The 20,592-nt window shown below is 72.6% G+C and carries 12 protein-coding genes; 2 read left to right on the forward strand and 10 right to left on the reverse strand.

From position 1 onward, the window contains the following. The coding region (locus ACIBH3_RS16840) for an IPT/TIG domain-containing protein (RefSeq protein WP_396312730.1) at positions 1–1,397 on the forward strand (1,397 nt) is incomplete at its 5' end. 226 nt (positions 1,398–1,623) lie between these two features. Here ACIBH3_RS16840 and ACIBH3_RS16845 read toward each other — a convergent pair. The 4 genes from ACIBH3_RS16845 to ccrA all read right to left on the reverse strand — a co-directional run bounded on the left by ACIBH3_RS16845 (position 1,624) and on the right by ccrA (position 12,147). After that, complete coding sequence (locus ACIBH3_RS16845; protein WP_396312731.1) at positions 1,624–1,932, reverse strand: hypothetical protein; 309 nt, start codon at positions 1,930–1,932, stop codon at positions 1,624–1,626. A gap of 175 nt (positions 1,933–2,107) precedes the next feature. Beyond that, positions 2,108–8,926, reverse strand: a complete 6,819-nt coding sequence (locus ACIBH3_RS16850) for an SDR family NAD(P)-dependent oxidoreductase (RefSeq protein ID WP_396312732.1) — start codon at positions 8,924–8,926, stop codon at positions 2,108–2,110. Next, positions 8,923–10,752, reverse strand: a complete 1,830-nt coding sequence (locus ACIBH3_RS16855; protein WP_396312733.1) for a fatty acyl-AMP ligase — start codon at positions 10,750–10,752, stop codon at positions 8,923–8,925. The genes ACIBH3_RS16850 and ACIBH3_RS16855 overlap by 4 nt, the downstream gene beginning before the upstream one ends. Before the next feature lie 78 nt (positions 10,753–10,830). Next, the gene (gene ccrA / locus ACIBH3_RS16860; RefSeq protein ID WP_396312889.1) at positions 10,831–12,147 is read right to left on the reverse strand and encodes a crotonyl-CoA carboxylase/reductase; all 1,317 of its coding nucleotides are present in this window, start codon (positions 12,145–12,147) and stop codon (positions 10,831–10,833) included. An 828-nt stretch (positions 12,148–12,975) separates the two neighbouring features. Here ccrA and ACIBH3_RS16865 point away from each other — a divergent pair. Continuing rightward, positions 12,976–13,350 carry a hypothetical protein gene (locus tag ACIBH3_RS16865; protein ID WP_396312734.1) on the forward strand — a complete coding sequence of 125 codons (375 nt, stop codon included), beginning with the start codon at positions 12,976–12,978 and terminating at the stop codon, positions 13,348–13,350. Positions 13,351–13,527: 177 nt separating this feature from the next. On the opposite strand, the gene hemB is transcribed toward ACIBH3_RS16865, so the two are convergent. The 6 genes from hemB to ACIBH3_RS16895 all read right to left on the reverse strand — a co-directional run bounded on the left by hemB (position 13,528) and on the right by ACIBH3_RS16895 (position 20,429). Next, a complete protein-coding gene (gene hemB, locus ACIBH3_RS16870; protein WP_396312735.1) occupies positions 13,528–14,514 on the reverse strand; it encodes a porphobilinogen synthase in 987 nt (328 codons plus the stop codon). Between the two features lie 85 nt (positions 14,515–14,599). Continuing rightward, positions 14,600–16,258: a uroporphyrinogen-III synthase gene (locus tag ACIBH3_RS16875; protein ID WP_396312736.1), complete on the reverse strand. Its 1,659-nt coding sequence runs from the start codon at positions 16,256–16,258 to the stop codon at positions 14,600–14,602. Next, on the reverse strand, positions 16,255–17,268 hold the full coding sequence (gene hemC / locus ACIBH3_RS16880) for a hydroxymethylbilane synthase (protein ID WP_396312737.1): 1,014 nt from the start codon (positions 17,266–17,268) through the stop codon (positions 16,255–16,257). The genes ACIBH3_RS16875 and hemC overlap by 4 nt, the downstream gene beginning before the upstream one ends. A 41-nt stretch (positions 17,269–17,309) precedes the next feature. After that, positions 17,310–18,677, reverse strand: coding sequence for a glutamyl-tRNA reductase (locus ACIBH3_RS16885; protein ID WP_396312738.1), 1,368 nt, complete (start codon positions 18,675–18,677; stop codon positions 17,310–17,312). A gap of 31 nt (positions 18,678–18,708) precedes the next feature. Beyond that, the gene (locus ACIBH3_RS16890) at positions 18,709–19,590 is read right to left on the reverse strand and encodes a redox-sensing transcriptional repressor Rex (RefSeq protein ID WP_396312739.1); all 882 of its coding nucleotides are present in this window, start codon (positions 19,588–19,590) and stop codon (positions 18,709–18,711) included. Positions 19,591–19,691: 101 nt separating this feature from the next. Next, positions 19,692–20,429, reverse strand: a complete 738-nt coding sequence (locus tag ACIBH3_RS16895; protein ID WP_396312740.1) for an exonuclease domain-containing protein — start codon at positions 20,427–20,429, stop codon at positions 19,692–19,694. Positions 20,430–20,592 lie beyond the last annotated feature (163 nt).

Raw genomic sequence — 20,592 nt, forward strand, 5'->3', positions numbered from 1 at the left:
CCACCGCCGCGAGCTCGTTCACCGTCGTCTCCGACAGCACCATCACCGCCGTCTCGCCGGCCGGCAGCGGCACGGTCCAGGTCACCGTCACCACCACCGGCGGCACCAGCAACGGCCTCCCCTACACCTACACGGTCCCGCCCGCCCCGACCCTCATCGTTCTCAGCCCCAGCCAGGGCACCGCCCTCGGCGGCAACACCGTCACCATCGTCGGCAGCGGCTTCACCGGTGCCAGTGCGGTGAAGTTCGGTACCACCGCCGCGAGCTCGTTCACCGTCGTCTCCGACAGCACCATCACCGCCGTCTCGCCGGCCGGCAGCGGCACGGTCCAGGTCACCGTCACCACCCCCGGCGGCACCAGCAACGGCCTCCCCTACACCTACACCCTCCCGCCCGCCCCGACCCTGAGCGTTCTCAGCCCCAGCCAGGGCACCGCCGCCGGCGGCAACACCGTCACCATCGTCGGCACCAACCTCACCACCACCAGCGCGGTGAAGTTCGGCACCACGTCGGCCTCGTTCACCGTCGTCTCCGACAGCACCATCACCGCCGTCTCGCCGGCCGGCAGCGGCACGGTCCAGGTCACCGTCACCACCACCGGCGGCACCAGCAACGGCCTCCCCTACAACTACCTGGTGCTCCCCACGCTCAGCGGTGCGGCACCGAACCAGGGTCCGCTCTCCGGCGGCAACACCGTCACCCTGACCGGCACCCATTTCACCGGTGCCAGCGCGGTGAAGTTCGGTACCACCGCCGCGAGCTCGTTCACCGTCGTCTCCGACACCCAGATCACCGCCACCGCCCCGCCGGGAACCGCCGGGCCCGTGAGCATCACCGTCACCGCCCCCGGCGGCACCAGCGCCCCCAACGTCTTCTACTACTACGTGAGCAACCCCGCGCTCACCGGTGCGGCGCCGGACCAGGGTCCGCTCTCCGGCGGTACCACCGTCACCCTGACCGGCGCCAACCTCACCACCACCAGCGCGGTGAAGTTCGGTACCACCGCCGCGAGCTCGTTCACCGTCGTCTCCGACAGCACCATCACCGCCGTCTCGCCGGCCGGCAGCGGCACGGTCCAGGTCACCGTCACCACCCCCGGCGGCACCAGCAACGGCGTGGCCTACACCTATCTGGCGCTCCCCACGCTCAGCGGTGCGGCACCGAACCAGGGTCCGCTCTCCGGCGGCACCGCCGTCACCCTGACCGGCGCCAACCTCACCACCACCAGCGCGGTGAAGTTCGGCACCACGCCGGCCTCGTTCACCGTCCTCTCCGACACCCAGATCACCGCCACCGCCCCGCCGGGAACCGCCGGGCCCGTGAGCATCACCGTCACCACCCCCGGCGGCACCAGCAACGGCCTCACCTACACCCGTCTCCTGCCGCCCAGCATCTAGTGCCCCGTGATCCTCTTCGTGCCACCCCGCGTTGCCGTCGGCGCGCCCGGACCGACCGGCGGTCGGGGAACGGAGTCGCGACGCCCGGACAGGACAGCAGCATTGGCTGCAGCGGTCCCTCGGAACCGACCATCCCGATTCCGAGCACCCGGCGCGAGCGAGCTCCGTGCTCCGCCGCAGGTAGGGCCCAACGGCCAGGCCAGGTCCGCACCGGACGGCCGAAGCGTCAGCGGGTCCACCGGTTGGCAACGAGAACCCAGCGGACAACCGCGTCCGCCACGACCTGGTCCAGTTTCGCGATCTGCCGCAACGCGGCGACGTCGCCCACGGCCGGCGGAACACCCGCCTGCGTGAGCGCCTCGGACAGCTCCACCCACCTGTCGACGTTCGCCGGGATCTGCAAGGTGTCCGTGGCCGGTTTCCTCAGGACGACGGTCTCCTCGTCGGCCGGGCGTGGGCCGGGGACGATGGGGAGCATGAGCGTCCAGGCGTCGGCGGGATCGGAGAGGAGCTGGTAGTCGCCGTGAGCTGTCACGCATGAATCAACACCGATTCGGCTCGTCCGGGTGCGCCGGTCGGTGTTGGTTCACCCGTACGCCGCGTGTGGGCCCCAAATTGGTCCGCGACGGGCGGCGGGTGCCGGGCTCCGGGCCTCCCCCACAACGTGTGGGGGAGAGAGAGTCACCTCAGCGGCCGGTCCCGCCGAACCCCTAGGTGGCGACGCCCGCGCGCAAGGTACCGGCAAGGTGCCGCGCGATGACCTCGATATGCGGCGGGTCGATCAACGACAGGTGGTCGCCCGGCACCGGGACGATCTCCAAGGAGGGGCAGAGCGGCGCCCACCCCAGATCGGGCTCGTCGCGCAGGTACCGGGGATCGAGCGCAGTGATCATCACTTGCGGCTCCTGCGCGCGGTAGAGCACGACGTGCTCGGCATACGGACGCGGCCGATAGCGCTCACCGATCCGGGCGTCGACGTACGAGGTTCGCTGGTGCTCCAGGATGCCAGGGCTCATGTACAGTCCTGTCCCGGCGACCAGGCGCATGACTGTGCTGATCTGATCATCATCTGTCATGGAGGCCAACTCCCCGTACGGCAGGGGCAGGTGGTGGCCGAACGTGGTCTCGACGTAGTCGGCGAACCGCCTGAATCGCTCCAGCACGATCTCCTTCGAGTCCGCGCCGGGCAGAGCCGCCGGCAGGATGGTGTCGATGAGACCGAGAAAGCCCACGTCCTCGCCGCCATCGCGCAGCTGTGCGGCGACCTCGTAGGCCTGACAGCCGCCGAAGGACCAGCCGAGCAGCTGGTAGGGGCCCTGCGGCTGGATTTGCCGCATCATGCCGAGGTAGTAGTTGGCTTTCTCCTCCATGGACGCCAGCGCGTCAACGCGGTCGAACCCGTAGACGGGCTGGTCCGCCGGAAGAAGCCGGACGAGCGGTCGGTACACGGACGTGGGGCCGCCGGCTGGGTGGAAGACGAACAGCGGGGCGCGGGTGGTCGTACTCCCGGGATCGCGCAGGACCCGCAGCGAGGTCCCGCCGTCGCCGTTCACCGCGGGGCGGATCAGGTCGGCGATGGACTCCACGGTGGGGTGGGCGAGAATCTGCTGCGCGGTGAGGACAGGTGGGGGCTCGGCCAGCCGGGCGCGGATCCCCGTTGCCAGGGCGTGTGCGACCGCGTCATCGCCACCTGCGGCCCGGAGGTTCTGCTGGACGCCTTCGGGGCGTCGGCCGAGCACCTGCTCCCACACGCCCGCGACCAGCCGCTCGGCGGCGTCCCGGGGTGTGATGGTCGTCGGCAGCGGCTCCCGCGTGCCGGATCCCACGGTCGCGTCCCCGTGCTGCCGCGCGGAACGGAGGCTGTCGTCCGCGCCGGCCGGCTCCGGTGTGCCGGGTAGGTCGAGGGCGCTCAGCAGTCCGTCCGCCAGGTCGTCGAGGCTGCCGCCGCGCAGCAGCAGGTTGCTCGGCAGGACGATGCCGAAGTCCTGCTTGACCGCGTTCCTGATGCGAACGGCCATCAGGGAGTCCAGTCCGAGCGTGGTGAGCGGGACGGAGCCGTCGATGTCCTCGCTGCGATAGCCCATGACGGCGGCGGTGCGGTCGGCGAGCCGTTGGCGGACCACTGCCGGCGCCCGGGTGCCGAGGGTACCCAGCTCGCCGGGGCCGCCCCAGTGGTCGGGGCCACCGGCCGCGTCGCGCAGCAGGTCCGTGAAGAAGGGCACGGATTCCATACCCGGGTAGGCCTGGGCAACGCGGCGTGCGTCCAGGCGCACGACGCCGGTATGGGGCCGCCCGCTGGCGAGAAGGAGCTGCATGGCATCCAGCCCCTGGGTCGGCATGAGGGGTTCCAGCGCCATGGCCGCAGCGTCCGGTGCCGCACCGACCCGAGCCCAGGGGCCCCAGGCGATGGATGTCGCGGGAAGACCGGCGGCACGGCGGTGCCGGACCAGCGCGTCCAGCCAGGCGTTGGCCGCGGCGTAGGCGGCCTGGCCGGGGGAACCGAGGAGAGCTGCGGCAGAGCTGAAGACCAACCACCAGTCGAGGCTGTGGCCTGCCACGGCCGCCTCCAGGCAGAGGGCGCCGTCGACCTTGGCCCGGAACACCTTCTCGACGTCGTCCGGTTCCAGGTCCGTGATGATGCGGTCGTGCAGCACCCCCGCTGCGTGGGCGACACCGCGCAGGGCATGGCCCTCGGCCAGCGCGGCCTCGACAAGGCGTACCGCGACCTCGGGTTCCGCGATGTTGCCCTGCACGACCGCCACCGACGCCCCCAGGAGCCGCAGGTCCTCCAGGACGGCCTGCGCCGTCGAAGCCGGTGGGCGGCGGCCGTTCAGCACGAGTCGGCCGGCACCGTGCTCGGCCATCCGGCGGGCGGCGGCCAGTCCCAGCCCGCCGAGACCGCCCGTGATGATGTAGGCGCCGTCCGGGCGTGCGAAGCGGATCCCGGCGGCTTCACCGGCCGGATCGGCGGCAGCGAGGCGGGCGATGTACCGCGTGCCGCCACGCCAGGCGACCTCGTCGGCCTCGGAGTCGGCAAGCAGCTCCTGGATGAGGTCGTCGGCGAGATCCGGGCCGCGATCGACATCGACGAGGCAGGCTCTGAGCTGGGGTTGCTCCAGGGTCAGGACACGGACCAGACCGCGAAGGCAGCCGCGGTCGGGGATTCCGGCCTCTCCCGGGGCCACCGGCACGGCCCGCTCGGTCACCAGCCAGAGCCGCGGGGTGGTACCCCGGGGCGGCATCGGGCCGGAGGCGAGGTGCCGGGCCACCTCGACGGCAGCCTGGACGGCTCCGCGGGCTCCGGGCCCCTCGGTCGGTCCGGTGAAGAGCAGGACGACCGAGCCGGCGGCGCCCGCGGTGTCCTGGCTCCAGGCATCCAGGAGCCGGCCGGCGGAGCCGTTGCGGCAGTGCCCGACGGTCACCTTGGCTCCCCGGCGCTCAAGGGCTGAGCTGAGCGGGGGGACGAACCGGCTCTCCGTGCCGGACGTGTCATCAGATCCGGTGGTGAGCACCAGCCAGTTGGCTGGGACGCGGTCGGCGGCGGGGAGCGTGGTGACCTCGTCCCAGACGATCTCGTGGGTGGTCTCCCGCAGCAGGAGTGGGACCTCGGCCGGCTCGGGGACGCGTAGTGCCAGGCCCTGCGCCTCGATCACGGTACCGCCGTCGTGGCCGGCCAGGCGGATGTCCCAGAGGCCGCGCGGCGGCGGCCGGCGGTCGGCGCCCGCGGATGATCCGGCGGCCTGGCGGAGACGGCGGTGGAGGCGGTACGGGCGCGGCGGCGTCCGGAGCTCGCCCACCCGCAGGGTGCCGACCGCCACGGGGAACACCCCGCCCGAGCCGGCGGCCGGCGGATCGCCGCCCGGTTCCTTCGTGGCGGAACCGACTTCCTCCTGGGGCCAGGAGGCCGCGTGCAGGCAGGCGTCCAGCAGCTCGCCCAGCACCTCCCGCTCCAGCGGCGGTGCGTCCGACCCGGCGGGGTGGGACGGGGTGACCTCGATGGCGAAGCCGTCGTCATCGTCCGACGTGTCGGGAGCGGGGGGCGGGCTCGCCGGTCCGGTCTCCACGGTGGCTGAGGCATGGCGCAGCCAGGTGCCGGCGGCGGAGCGCGTCTGGATGCTCACGGCGGCCCGATCCGGGCCGGTGGGCTCCCAGACGGTCGTGATCGCCGTGCTGTCGGACACGGGCAGGAGGTGATCAAGCGTCAGGTCCCTGACGAGGACGCCGTCCGTCCGGACGCCGGTGGCGTCGGTTGCCGCGGCGAGGAAGATCTGCGCGCAGGCCGCCAGCGTCAGTACCGCCGCACCATGGAGTCGCCGTTCGGTGTGGTTCCACCCGTCAGTGCCGACGTCGCCCTGCCACAGGACGCGGCTCGTGCCGGGTACGTCCACGCGCAGACCCAGCAGCGGGTGTCCGCCCGGGCGAGTTGTCCGCCTGCGCGTCGCTCCGCCGACCCAGTGGCGGGCATGCCGCCAGGGCGGGGCAGGCAGGGCGGTCCGACGGCCTGTCGGCCACAGCAGGTCGTGCCGACGTTGGGCTCCGGCCAGATGCAGCGTCGCGAGGGAGGTGCGCAGGACCACGGATTCGTCGTCGTCCCGACGCACGGTGGGCAGTACGAGGGTCGTGCGGCCAGGTACCTCCCCCAGGGTCTCCCGCACGGGCAGGGCAGCGATCGGGTGGGGTGAGATCTCCAGGAAGATGCTGTGACCGTCGGCCGCCGCTGCCGCCACCGCGTGCCGGAGCCGCACCGGGCGGCGGGAGTTGGCGCACCAGTAGTCGGCGTCGGCCACGGGCACCGTGCGCGGGTCCTCGGACACCGTTCCGTACCAGGTGATGACGGGCGGCCGGCCGCGGATGTCCCCGAGGGCTCGGCGCAGGGCGGGCAGCACGGGGTCCACCGCGGCCGAGTGACCGGCGCCTTCGACGTCGAGCAGGCGGGCGTCACAGCCCGCTTCCTCCAGTTCGGCGACCAGCCGGGCCACCGGCTGCGCGGGACCGGTGACGGTGCACCGCAGTGGCGAGGAGTGCACGGCGACCTCAATGTCCGGGAACCGCGCCAGCGTTGCGGCTCGGAGTTCCTCGGACAGCGCGACCGTGGCCATGGCACCGAGGTGTGCTCCGGCGACCGAGGCGAGCAGGGCGGAGCGGCTCAGCATCACCCGTAGTCCGTCACGTGCATCGAGGGACTCCGCGACCACGGCTGCGGCCACCTCTCCCATGGAGTGGCCGATGACGGCCCCGGGTTCGACGCCGTAGGCCTGCCAGGTTCGGGCGAGCGCCAGCTGAAGGCCGTACAGCAGGGGCTGCGTGCGGTCGACGGCGGTGACCGGTACACCGCCGGCGATCAGGTCGCTCAGGGGTGTGCCGGTCTCGGCCGCGAACACCGGGTCCAGGTCGTCCACGGCCGCGGCGAACGCGGTGTCGTCCGCGAGGAGGCGGTGGCCCATCCCGTGCCACTGGGCCCCGTATCCGGAGAAGACGAACACGGGTCCTCGGTTGGTGAGGGCCGCGGTGTCGGCGATTTCGGCGGGGCGCACGACACCGGGGACGGGCCGGTCGTGTGCGAGCGCGAGGAGTCCGGCCGCGAGGGCCTGGTGTCCGCGTCCCACGACAGCGGCCGTTGTTGTGCCGCGTGGGCTGTGCCCGAGGGTGTACGCGATGTCCCGCAGCGGCGTCCGTCGGCCGGGCCCGGACGTCAGGTGGTCGGCCAGACCACGGGCCGTGTCGCCGAGCCGGTCTGCCGACCGGGCGGTCACGACCAGGACGTGCGCGCCGCCGTCCGCAGCGGCGGGCTCCGGGGTGGTCGGCCCGCCGTCCTCCCGGGCCGCCTGCGCCTCGGTACCGGCCGGGGCCCACTGCTCGACCACGGCACACGCGTTGGTGCCGCCGAAGCCGAAGGCGGACACGCCCGCCAGTGCCCGGCGAGGCCGCTCCCGCGGCCACTCGACGGCCTCGCTGACGACGCGCAGGCGCATCGCGGCGAAGTCGATGTGCGGGTTGGGCGTGCGGAAGTGCAGGCTGGCGGGAAGGACGCCGTGGTGCAGCGACAGCGCCGTCTTGATCAGACCCACGATGCCCGCCGCACCTTCCAGGTGTCCCACGTTGGTCTTCACGGAACCGATGAGCAGCGGCCGGTCGGCCGGGCGGCCGCGTCCCAGGACCGCGCCCAGGGCGCCCGCCTCGATGGGATCGCCGAGCAACGTACCCGTACCGTGCGCCTCGACATAGTCGATGGCGTCCGCGTCGGCGTCGGCGTCGCGGAGGGCATCGCGCAGCAGAGCCTCCTGAGCGGCCGGATTGGGCGCCATGATCCCGGACGAGCGGCCGTCGGAGTTGACCGCCGTACCCCGGATGACGGCGAGGATCCTGTCATCCGCGCGCAGCGCGTCGTCCAGTCGCTTCAACACCACGACGCCGCATCCCTCACCGCGGACGATGCCGTCGGCCGCGGCGTCGAAGGCCTTGCACCGGCCGTCCGGGGCCAGTGCACCGGCCTGGTCGAAGTTCGCGGTGATCGCCGGTGACAGCAGGACGTTGACCCCTGCGGCCAGCGCGGTGTCGCACTCACCGGCGCGCAGGCTCCGGCACGCCTGGTGCACCGCGACGAGCGACGACGAGCAGGCGGTGTCGATCGTCATGCTCGGGCCGTGCGCGTCGAGCACATAGGACAGCCGGTTGGCCGCGATGCTCCCCGCCGCACCGGTGCTGGTCCAGGCGCTCACACCCGTCAGGTCCGCCACGGTGAGGTGACCGTAGTCGAGGGAGCTGAGACCGACGAACACCCCTGTCGCCGTGCCGCCCAGGGCTGACGGCGGCACGCCGGCGTGGCCGAGTGCCTCCCAGGTCACCTCCAGCAGCAGGCGCTGCTGCGGGTCCATCAGTTCGGCTTCGCGGGGGGTGATCCCGAAGAAGTCGGCGTCGAACCCGGCGATGTCGTCCAGGAAGGCGCCCCAGCGGCTCGTGCGGGCGAGCGCCGCTGCCGTGTCGGCCGAACCGTCGTCGAAGTCCTGCCAGCGGTCCGCGGGTACCTCCCCGACCGCGTCGCCGCCCGCAAGGAGGTACTCCCAGAAGGCATCCGGCCCCTCGACGCCGCCGGGCAGACGGCAGCCGATGCCTACGACCGCGACGGGCTCGTTGCGAGGATCTGCGCCCGTCCCGGATGTGCGCGTTGCGTCCTCGTTGACGGGTGCGGCCTCGTCGTCCGCGCCGGGCGGCGCTGCTTCCGTCGTGAGGCGGTGCACCAACCGGTCGATGGTGGAACACTCCCACAGCAGGGTGGCCGGCAGGACCATGTCGAGAGCCTCCTCCAGCTCCCCGGAGATGGTCACGGCATCACGGGACGTCAGACCGTACTCGGCGAGCGGCCTGTCGTCGTCGACCTCGTCCGGCCGCGCGGCCGACCGCTCGCGGACCAGCCGACGCAGGAGGTCCCGGATCCGAGCGCCGCCGTCCGCCGACCGCGGTGCAGCAGGGTTCGTGCCGGACCCCGAACCACCCGGTGTGCTCCCGCCGACGCCTTCGGCCGTTGTCATGGCGTCCTCCTCCCGGATGCTGCCTCAGGTATCCCGGCGCTCGTCCAAGCGCCGCTCAGGTAGCGGTCACGACTGGCGCGGCGGGCAACCTTGCCGCTGGTGGTGCGGGGAACGGTGTTGCGCGGTGCGAGGACGAAGTCCCTCACGGCCAGCGCGTGGGCGGTGGCGACGGCCACGCGCACCAGGCCGGCCACGCTCCGGCGCTCCATCTCCGAGTCCGCGACGGACGGGGCGTACTCCGCGACGATGACGAGCCCCTCGCCCTCCTCGGCGGGCACGGAGAAGGCAGCCACGTGATCCCTGCGGATGGCCGGATGCGCGTTCTGCACGGTCAGTTCGAGGTCCTGGGGGTAGTGGTTGACGCCGTCGATGATGATCAGGTCCTTGAGGCGGCCCGTGATGTAGAGCTGGCCGGCGTGCCACACTCCCAGGTCGCCGGTGCGCAGCCACTTCCCGGCGCCCTCACCCGGTTGTTCCTCCGCCAGGACCGCCCGGAAGGTTTCCGCACTGCTCTGTGGGCTGCGCCAGTATCCGCGTCCGACGTTGGGACCGCTCACCCAGATCTCCCCCACGGCGCCGCCCGGTTGCCGCCGGCCGGTCGCCGGGTCCACGATGGCCACCGCCTGCCCGTAGGGGTGACCGCAGGCGACGAGTTCGGTGACGGTGAGCGGGTCGGCCTTCGTGGCGACCCTGGCGACACCTCCGGCCAGCCGTTCACGGTCGAAGGCGGTGACCTGCGGCTCCTTCTCGGCCGGTGACGCGGAGACGATCAGCGTGGCTTCCGCCAGCCCGTACGAGGGGCGTATCGCGACTCGGCGGGCCCCGCAGCCGCCGAAGGCGTCCATGAAGTGGTTCAGCGTCGAGGGGCGGATCGGCTCACTGCCGTTGATCATCACAGCGACCTTGTCCAGGGCGAGGTCCTTCCGGTCCTCCTCGCGCACCCGCCGTGCGCAGTAGTCGAAGGCGAAGTTCGGCGCGGCCGTGATGGCCCCGGGGTACGCGGACAGCAACCGCAGCCACCGCACGGGTTGCTGCACGAAGGCCATCGGATCCGTGATCACCGAGTGGACCCGGCGGACGACGGGGAGGAGGGCCATCAGCAGCAGGCCCATGTCGTGGTACAGCGGCAGCCATCCGACCATGTGGTTGCGATCCCGGTGGATGCCGTAGGCCTGCGCCAGGTGCCCCACGTTGGCGACGACGTTGGCATGGGTGATCTCGACACCGGACGGTGTCCTTGTCGACCCCGAGGTGTACTGCAGGTAGGCACAGTCCTCGGGCCGGGGCCGGACGCCGGCCAGTTCGCCGGACACGCCCCGGTCGGCGTGCCCTGACGTGAGATCTTCGATGGCCAGGACCCGGGTGCGGTTCGGAACGCGTCTCTCGGCGCAGAACGCCGCCACGGCCGACCGCTCGGCGCGCGTCGTGAGGACGTGCGTCGGCCGCGCGTCGGTCAGTGCCGCGGCGAGCTTGTCCGCATGGCGGGGCAGGCTCGGCGGGAAGAGCGGCACGGCGATGGCACCGGCGCGGATGGCCGCGAGGAAGCCGACGATGTACTCGGGGCACTGGGAGGCCACCACGGCCACCGGTTCACTGCCGACGCCGGCACGACGCAGAGCGGCGGCCGCCGCCTGCACCCGACGATCGAGCTGCCCCCAGGTGGACACGGCGGTCCGACCGGCGCCGCCGGCGGCGAAGTCGACGAAGGTGAAGGCCGGCGAGTCCGGGGCGTGCGCCGCGGCTTGGGCCAGGAGGTGACCGAGTGTGCTTTCCTGCGTCACCGGCATCTGAGCGTCGCCAAGGTGACTGCCGTTCAGGATGGTCATGACTGCACCTTCCGTGGGTCCGGCGTTGCGGCCCGCACGCCGCCCACGCCGCACGGGCGGGCGGTGGCAAGCTCCTGCTCAGTCGTGGAAGAGACGGAAGCGATCCTCACCGATGCGTGCCCGCCCCACGGGGTCGGTCACGCCCAACCCCGGCTCCGGGGCGAGGCAGAGCACCCCTACCTTCCCGATGTGCTCGTTGACCTGCACGCTGCGGACCGCAGCGGCGACGTCGTCCAAGGAGTACGTCTTCGAAAGCGTGGGTACGATCCGGCCCATAGTGATCAGCCGGTTCACCTCACACTGCTCGTGCAGGTTCGCGCCATGACTGCCGATGATGCGCTTGAGCTTCATCCAGAGATAGCGGTTGTCGAACTCGTGCCCGTACCCGGTGCTGGAGCCGCACGTCACGATCGTGCCTCCCCGGCGGGCGATGAAGACCGAGGCCGCGAACGTCGCCTTGCCCACGTGTTCGAACACGATGTGCGGGTCCTCGCCGACCGCCGCGCGTATCGCCGAGCCGAGTTTCTTCCAGCCTTCGGGCCGCTGAAGCAGCGTGGGGTCCCCGCCCCCGATCTCCGAGCGGTCGATCACCACCTCGCAGCCGAGCTTGCGCAAGGTGTCGGCCTTCTGCGCCGAACTCACCACACCCACCGGGATGCCACCGCCATTACGCACGAACTGCACGGCGTAGGAGCCCAGACCTCCGGTCGCTCCCCAGATCAGTACGACGTCGCCCTGCTTCATCCGGGCACCGCGGTCACTCACCAGCATCCGGTACGCGGTGGCGGCGCACAGCGGGTTGACCGCAGCCTCTTCCCAGGTGAGCAGCGCGGGTTTGGGCAGCAGCTGGCTGGCCCGCGCGACGGTGAAGTGAGCCAGCCCGCCGAAGTTGGTCTCGAAGCCCCAGGCGCGCTGATCGGTGCCGAGCATCCCGTCGCTGTGGGTTGCCGGATCCTGTCCGTCGACGTAGGCCGGGGTGACGACCACATGGTCGCCGACCCGCCAACGCCGTACGGACGACCCGGTCCGCACCACGACTCCGGACGCGTCGGACCCCAGAACGTGGTGCGGCAGGTCGTGTCGTGCGTCCCAGCCACCGCCCCGTCCCATCTGTTGCAGGAAGTGGAAGGTCGGAATCGGCTCGAACATCGCCGACCAGACGGTGTTGTAGTTGACGGCGCTGGCCATGACCGCGACCAGCGCCTCGTCCGGTGCCAGATCAGGCATGGGGACCGCGTCTATTCGCAGCGACCTGCGCACGTCCTTGTCGGGCTCACCCTTGAACATGTGGACATCGCTGAGCCGCACGGTCGCCGCAACGAACCGCTCGGGTAACGGCAGAGCGTCCAGTACCTCGCTCCCACAGCCCGCGATGACTGCTTCGGACAGAGTCATGTTCATGGCGTCTCCCGTGTGGCGCTACCCGCGGACCGGAAGGCATTCCGGCACCCGTGGATCAGGGACCAGCTTTCTGCGCCTCTCTTCCTCGTGGACGGCAGACCTGCCGTTTCCGCGGTGCGTCCGGCCGCAGGCGCGGGCTAGTTCCAGCAAGACATGGACCGCATCGCCTCGCAATCCGAGTGGCACCAACCACCGCCTTCGCGCTGAACGCCGAATCCGGCCCGGAAGCCCCGGCCACAAACCGGTCGGGCGCCCGCTTCTCCCGGGGTACGACTCCATTTGCCGCGGACGGGCGTAGCCAGCGGCTGGCACCGTGGGGCGTTCGAGCATCTCCAGGCGCGTTGTGACGGGCGGTCAGGTCGGACGCCCGTCCTGGGGTGCTCGGGTCAGGGTGTCCTGTTCGGGAGCGGTCCGGTCGGGCGGGGCGACCTCAGGCCTGCCACTCGCGGGCCGGGTCGGCGGGCCCGGCGGGTGCGGGACGGGTGGGGCCTGTACGCGAGGAGCGGGGAGCGGCTCGGCGATGGCCGCGGAGATGGCCGCGGAGATGGTGAGCCCGATGGTTCAAAACGGCGGCCAGGCCGGCTACCGCTACCTGACGCGTCCGTGTGGCATTTCCGCCTCGCGGGGGTGGATGGTGAAGGACGTGGTTCGCCGGCGGCTTCCCGAACCCCGCCTGCGCATACCGGAATCGGGGCCGTATGGCTGAATTCGAAAGCTCATATCGCATGAGGGGCGGCGCGTACCCGAAGGATCGCCCCCTGTGAGGATGACGCTGGATCCGTCGTCCTTCCGACCGGCGAAGGACGAGAATTGGAGACAGCAATGCGCATGAAGATGAAGCTGGCCGCGCTGACCCTCGCGGCTGCGGCGATCGTGGGATCCTCGGCGGCGACCGCCAGCGCCAGGTCGGGTGGACTCGACAGCCTGTTCGGCTTCGGAAGTTCCCAGCACAACGACTGCAGCACCAGTTCCGGCACCATCCTCAACACCTCTGTGGGCGCGGCGACGGGTGACCTCTCCTTCACCACCGACTGCGTCAACTTCGATGAGACGGGCAGGGCGAACCAGAGCAACGACTGCGACACGTTCGGCGGCATCACGACCGTCCTCAGCGGCACCGCTCCCACGGGCAAGATCGACGTCAACACCACGTGCGCCAACATCTCCCGCAACCCCTGGGTCAACCGCGAGCGCTGAGCACCCCGCCCGCCCTCGGGACACCCCCCGGGGCAGGGCGGTGCGCGACTCTGACCTATGACGCGGTTCCCGGGCACCTTCCGTGGATCGTGTCCCCCCTCAGGCCGGGCAGGGCCGCCCATGCGGCTCTGCCCGGCCCGCCGGTTCTGCGGGCGCGGCGCCGGGGCCGGCGATGCCTCAGCCGCGAGCCAGCAGGTGGGCCGCCTCAAGGGCCCAGTAGGTGAGGATCTGGTCGGCCCCGGCCCGGCGGATCGAGGTGAGCGTCTCCAGGATCATCCGCTCCCGGTCCACCCAGCCGTTCGCGGCGGCGGCCTCGACCATCGCGTACTCACCCGACACCTGGTATGCGGAGACCGGCACCGGCGAGGCGTCGGCGATCTGCCGCACGATGTCCAGGTACGCCATGGCGGGCTTGACCATCACCATGTCCGCGCCCTCGGCGAGGTCCTGCGCCAGCTCGCGCAGCGACTCCCGGGCGTTGGCCGGGTCCTGCTGGTAGGCCTTGCGGTCGCCCGTGAGAGACGAGCCGACGGCCTCCCGGAACGGGCCGTAGAACGCCGAGGCGTACTTGGCGGTGTAGGCGAGGATGCCGGTGTCCTGGTGGCCCGCCGCGTCCAGCGCCCGGCGGACCACGCCGATCTGGCCGTCCATCATCCCGGACGGGCCGACCAGGTGGACGCCCGCATCGGCCTGCACCACGGCCATCTCGGCGTAGCGCTCCAGCGTCGCGTCGTTGTCCACGCTGCCGTCGGCGGCCAGCACACCGCAGTGGCCGTGGTCGGTGTACTCGTCCAGGCAGAGGTCGGACATCACCACGAGCGAGTCGCCGGCCTCCGAGACGACGTCCCGGATCGCCTGCTGGAGGATGCCGTCCGGGTTGGTGCCCTCGCTGCCGATCGCGTCCTGCACCTCGGGGACGCCGAACAGCATCACCCCGCCGAGGCCGGCCTCGGCCGCCTGCGCCGCGGCGCGGCGCAGGGTGTCCCTGGTGTGCTGGACCACGCCGGGCATCGAGCCGATCGGCACCGGCTCGCTCACACCCTCGCGGACGAACAGCGGCAGGATCAGCTCCGCCGGGTGCAGCCGGGTCTGCGCTACCAGCCGGCGCATCGCCGGGGTCGAGCGCAGGCGGCGCGGGCGTACGTACGGGAATTCAGCGGACACGGCTTCTCTCTCCGAACGGTCGAGCGTGCAGCGTTGAGACGCCGGGGGAGGCTGCGGGCCTCCCCCGACGCGGGTACTCGGCGACTCAGCGGGCCTTGCGGCGCGAACCGGGGCGGCGCTCGCTGGGCCGGTAGACCGGCTCACCGGCGGCCGTGGCGGTGTCACGACGGCGCCCACCGAAGTCTGCCAGTGCCTGGGCCAGGGCCGAGGCCGACGGCGCCGGGGCCATCACGTCGACCCGCAGGCCGTGCTCCTCGGCGGTCTTGGCGGTGGCCGGGCCGATGCACGCGATGATCGTCACGTTGTGCGGCTTGCCCGCGATGCCGACCAGGTTGCGCACCGTCGAGGACGAGGTGAAGAGCACGGCGTCGAAGCCGCCGCCCTTGATCGCCTCACGGGTCTCGGCCGGCGGCGGCGAGGCACGCACCGTCCGGTACGCCGTCACGTCGTCGACCTCCCAGCCCAGCTCGACCAGGCCGGCCACCAGGGTCTCGGTGGCGATGTCGGCGCGCGGCAGCAGCACCCGGTCGATCGGGTCGAAGACTGGGTCGTACGGTGGCCAGTCCTCCAGCAGACCGGCGGCGGACTGCTCTCCGGAGGGGACGAGGTCGGGCTTCACACCGAAGTCGACCAGCGCCTGCGCGGTGGTCTCGCCGACCGCCGCGACCTTGATGCCGGCGAAGGCGCGGGCGTCCAGCCCGTACTCCTCGAACTTCTCCCGCACGGCGCGCACCGCGTTCACCGAGGTGAAGGCGATCCACTCGTAGCGGCCGGTCACCAGACCCTTGATGGCCCGCTCCATCTGCTGCGGGGTGCGCGGCGGCTCCACCGCGATGGTGGGCACCTCCTGCGGCACCGCGCCGTAGGAGCGCAGTTGCTCGGACAGGCCGGTGGCCTGCTCCTTGGTGCGCGGCACCAGCACGTTCCAGCCGAACAGCGGCTTGGTCTCGAACCAGGAGTGCGAGGAGCGGTGGGCGATCTGCTCCCCGACCACGGCTATCACCGAGGTCGCCGGATCCACCGGGGCCGAGACCGGCGAGGGCAGCACCCGGGCGGCCTTCAGGTCGGCGGCGATGGTGGCCAGCGTCGCGGTGAAGGTCCGCTGGCGGGTGGTGGTGCCGGAGAGCGTCGCGCAGAACGCGGCGTCCGGCTTGCGGCCGTTGGCGACCAGCGCGTTGGCGGTGGCCGGCAGCTGACCCAGCGTGGTGCGGACGACCAGCGTGGTCTCCGGCGCACCGAGGTCCACCGGACCGCCGGCCAGCAGCGCCGCGCCGTCCACGAAGCGCACGTCCGTACCGCCCACACCGCGCAGCGGCACGCCGGCGTACGCGGGCACGCCGACCGACTGGGCGACGCCCGGGATCACCTCGAACGGGACGGCGGCCTGCGCGCAGAGCAGCATCTCCTCGGCGGCGCAGCCGTCCAGGCCCGGGTCACCGTCGACGGTGCGCACCACGTGCTTACCGGCGGCGACGGCCTCGGTGACCAGCTTGGCGAGGTCGAACCCGCCGTCGGCGTCCTGCGCGCCCAGGGTGTGCACCTGGACGCCGGCCGGGCAGTGGCTGCGGACGGCGGCGGCGGTGAGCGGGTCGGCGACGAGGATGTCGGCCGAGCCGAGCACCTCGACCGCCCGCAGGGTCAGCAACCCCGGATCCCCCGGTCCCGCGCCGAGGAAGGTGCAGCGCCCGGTGGGAGCACAGGCTCCGGCCGGGAGCGGGGTGTCGGTGGCGGCGGTGGGGCTCATCGGGCTCGCTCCCCCATCAGAGTGGCCGCGCCGCCGTCGAGCAGCCGGGCGGCGAGGGCGTGGCCGAGGGCCTGCGCCTGCTGCTCGGCCGTCTCACCGGGGGCGAGCGGACCAGAGGCGGACATCGTCAGCAGGGTGCGGCCGTCAACAGTGCCGACCACACCTTCCAGCTGAAGTTCTTTCGGACCGGCCCAGGTCGCGAGAGCCGCGACGGGGGCCGAGCAACCGGCTTCGAGGGCGGCCAGCAAGGCGCGCTCGGCGGCCACGGCGGCCCGGGTGGGGCCGTGGTCCAGCAGGGCGAGCCCGGTGGCCAGCCCGGTGTCACCGGCCCGGCACTCGATGGCGAGTGCGCCCTGGCCGGGGGCCGGGAGCATCAGCTCGGCGTCGAGGTGCTGGGTGATCTCACCGCCGCGGCCGAGCCGGTTGAGGCCGGCCGTGGCGAGCACGACGGCGTCCAGCTCGCCGGAGGCGACGAAGCCGATCCTGGTATCGACGTTGCCGCGGATCGCGACGGTCTCGACGGCCGTGCCGCGCTCGCGCGCCCAGGCGTTCAGCTGGGCCATCCGGCGCGGTGAGCCGGTGCCGATCCGGGCGGTGCGCCCGCTGCCGGCGAGCTTCTCGACCAGCTCGTCCAGGCTCAGGCCGTCGCGGGCGACCAGGGCGTCCCTGGCGTCCTCGCGCTCGGGCACGGCGGCCAGCCGCAGGCCGTCGGGCTCGGCGGTGGGCAGGTCCTTGAGGGAGTGCACGGCGAAGTCGATCCGGCCCTCCAGCAGCGCGTCGCGCAGGGCGGAGACGAAGACGCCGGTGCCGCCGATCTGCGCGAGCGCCTCTCGGGAGGTGTCGCCGTAGGTGGTGATCTCCACCAGCTCGACGGGGTGACCGGTGACCCGGGTCACCTCGCGGGCGACCATGCCCGACTGGGCCATCGCGAGCGCGCTGCGCCGGGTGCCGAGCCGCAGCGTTCTCGCGGTGGCCGGCCCGGCCTGGTCGGTGAGCGGTTGACCATTCATGAGGAGATCGTCCCGGTGGTACTCGTGGGATGGCTGACGGTTCATCTGGTGCCCCCGCCGGCGAGGGTGCCGTTGGCGGGCTTCGCCTGGGCGCCGAGCTGTCCGGCGGCCGGTGGCCCCGACACCGCGTGGACGGCCGCCGGGTCGAGGTCGAACAGTTCGCGCAGCGCGTCCGCGTAGGAGGCGCCGCCCGGCTCGGCCGCGAGCTGCTTCACCCGCACGGTGGGCGCGTGCAGCAGCTTGTCGACCACCCGGCGCACGGTCTGCGAGATCTCCGCGCGGGAGCGCTCGTCCAGGTCGGGCAGCCGGGAGTCCAGTCGGCCGAGCTCGGCGAGCACCACCTCGGAGGCCATCGCCCGCAGCGCCACCACGGTCGGTGCGATCCGGGCGGCGCGCTGGGCGGCGCCGAAGGCGGCGACCTCGTCGGCGACGATGGCGCTCACGGCGTCCACGTCCCCGGCGCCGGGGGTGGCGGCGTGGGCGTGCGAGAGGCTCTCCAGGTCGACCAGCAGCGCGCCGGGCAGCTCGTGTACGGCGTGGTCGACGTCGCGCGGCATGGCCAGGTCGAGGAAGGCCAGCGGGGTGTCGGCGGTCCGCGCGGCGACGGCGGCCGCGACGTCCTCGGCGCTGATCACCACACCGGCGGCGCCGGTGCAGGAGATCACCAGGTCGACGTCGGCGAGCGCCTGCGGCACCTTGGCCAGTTCGAGCGTCCGGGCGGCGCCGGCGCCCAGGTTGGCCACCAGCCGCTCGGCCCGCTCGGGGGTGCGGTTGGCGATCAGCAGGTCGCCGACGCCGGAGCGGACCAGCGTGGCCGCGGCCAGCGAGCTCATCGAGCCCGCGCCGACCACCAGCGCCCGCTTGCCGGCGATGTCCCCGGCGCCCGCGGCGATCTGCTCCAGGCCGAAGGTGACCAGGGACTGCCCGGCCTTGTCGATGCCCGTCTCGCTGTGCGCCCGCTTGCCGACCCGCAGGGCCTGCTGGAACAGCTCGTTGAGGTCGCGCCCGGCGGTGTGCTCCTCCTGTGCGCGCGCGAGCGCGTCGCGCAGCTGCCCGAGGATCTGGCCCTCGCCGACGACCATCGAGTCCAGGCCGCAGGCCACCGAGAAGAGGTGGTGGACGGCGCGGTCCTCGTAGTGCACGTAGAGGTGCGAGGTCAGCTCCTCCAGGTCCACTCCGCTGTGGTGGGCCAGCAGCAGGGACAGCTCGGCGACGCCGGCGTGGAACTTGTCCACGTCCGCGTACAGCTCGATCCGGTTGCAGGTGTTGAGCAGCGCCGCCTCGGCGACGGTCGCGGTCGCGGCGGCGTCGTGCAGCAGCCGGGTCGGGACGTCACCGGTCAGCGCGGCGCGCTCCAGCACCCCGACGGGTGCGGTCCGGTGGCTCAGCCCTACGACGAGAAGACTCATGCCCGCCCCCTGCGCAGACGGTTTCGGTGACTCATGCCGGCATCACCGCGGAGAGTTCGCCCTCGGTGCCCTTGGCCGCGGGCTTGCCCTTGGCCGGCTCGGCCTCGGCGTCGGCCCTGCCCTTGGCGGTGCCTGCGGCGCGCCGCAGCTTGGCGGCCGCGGCCCGGACCGGGCCGGGGGCGCGGTCCAGCACGGACTCGCCCCGGTCGGGCTCCTCGCCGGCCTTGCGCTGCTCGTGGAAGGCGAGGATCTGGAGCTCGATGGAGAGGTCGACCTTGCGCACGTCCACTCCGTCCGGGACGGTCAGCACGGTGGGCGCGAAGTTGAGGATGCTGGTGACGCCGGCCTCGACCAGGCGGTCGCAGACCTGCTGCGCGGCGCCCGGCGGGGTGGTGATCACGCCGATGGAGACGTGGTGGCTCTCCACGATCTCCTCCAGCTCGTCCATGTGGCGGACCGGGAGCCCGGCGGCGCTGCTGCCGACCACGGTGGGGTCGGCGTCCAGCAGGGCCGCGACCCGGAAGCCGCGGGAGGCGAAGCCGCCGTAGTTGGCGAGCGCGTGGCCCAGGTTCCCGATCCCGACGATCACGACCGGCCAGTCCTGGGTCAGGCCGAGCTCACGGGAGATCTGGTAGACGAGGTACTCGACGTCGTAACCCACGCCCCGGGTGCCGTAGGAACCGAGGTAGGAGAAGTCCTTGCGGAGCTTGGCGGAGTTCACCCCTGCTGCGGCGGCCAGCTCCTCGGAGGAGACGGTCGGCACCGAGCGCTCGGACAGCGCGGTGAGGGCCCGCAGGTACAGCGGGAGACGGGCGACGGTCGCCTCCGGGATACCCCGGGCACGCGAGGGTCGGCGCGCGGCGCCCTGGTCGGGCGCCTGCGAACTGCTCTGTGTGGATCGGCCGATTGCCACGGTGCTCCTGTGGGTGAAGCTGGGCTTAGGCAGCCAGGCTATGCGTTTGTGAACGTGTGCACAAAGATGGTGTCCGATTTGTCCGCACACAGTGACGCGCATCACGCCGGAAGCCCCATAGCACCGGCCGGGCCGAGCGACGCGGCCGGGGGCTCGGCTCCCAGTGGCCACGGCCCGAACTGCGGCTCCCGTCTGATCAGCGGCACCTCGGCGCAGTCCCGCCGGGAGCGCGCCCGGCCGAGCCGCGGCCACGGCAACAGGGCCGCCTCGCGCAGCGGTCCGGCCCAGTCGGCCGGCGGGCAGGAGCGCTCGCGTACACAGTGGCGCAGCAGGTCGGCGGTGGCGCGCGCGTCGCCGAGCGCCGTGTGCGCCGGGTACCAGCCCAGGCCCGCCGCCTCCACGCAGGCCGAGAGGCCGAAGCCGCCCGCCTCGGGCAGGTGGGCGCGGGCCAGGCGCATGGTGCACAGCAGCGGGACGGCCGGCATCGGCACCCCGATCCGGGCGAACTCACGATCCAGGAACGCGCGGTCGCAGCTCACGTGATGGCCGACCAGGACCCGGCCGGCGAGCATCTCCAGCAGTTGCGGGGCGACCTCGCGAAAGCGCGGGGCTCCGACCACGTCGGCCTGGGAAATCCGGTGGACGTGGGTCGGGCCGACCGGGCCCAGCGGGTCGAGCAGGGTGGAGAGCTCGCCCTCGGGCCGCAGCTGGCCGTCCAGCAGCACGACGGCGATCTCGACCACCCGGTGGCGCCACGGACTGCGACCGGTGGCCTCCACATCGACCACGGCGAAGCCCCCGGCGGCGGGGGCCGCCCCTGGGCGTTGGCCGGGAAGCATGGCTGCTCTCCTCTTGTGCTCGGCCCCCGTGGCGCAAAACGTGTTAGATCGTAAGCCGACCAAGAGATCGAACTCCAAGCCGATTCCGGTCCGGTTCACAACGATTCGGCGTACCACCCCCGCCGATCGGCGGGGGTGACGGGACCGCCCGGGCCCGCCGGGC

Source organism: Kitasatospora sp. NPDC050543 (assembly GCF_044457565.1).
GTDB lineage: Bacteria > Actinomycetota > Actinomycetes > Streptomycetales > Streptomycetaceae > Kitasatospora.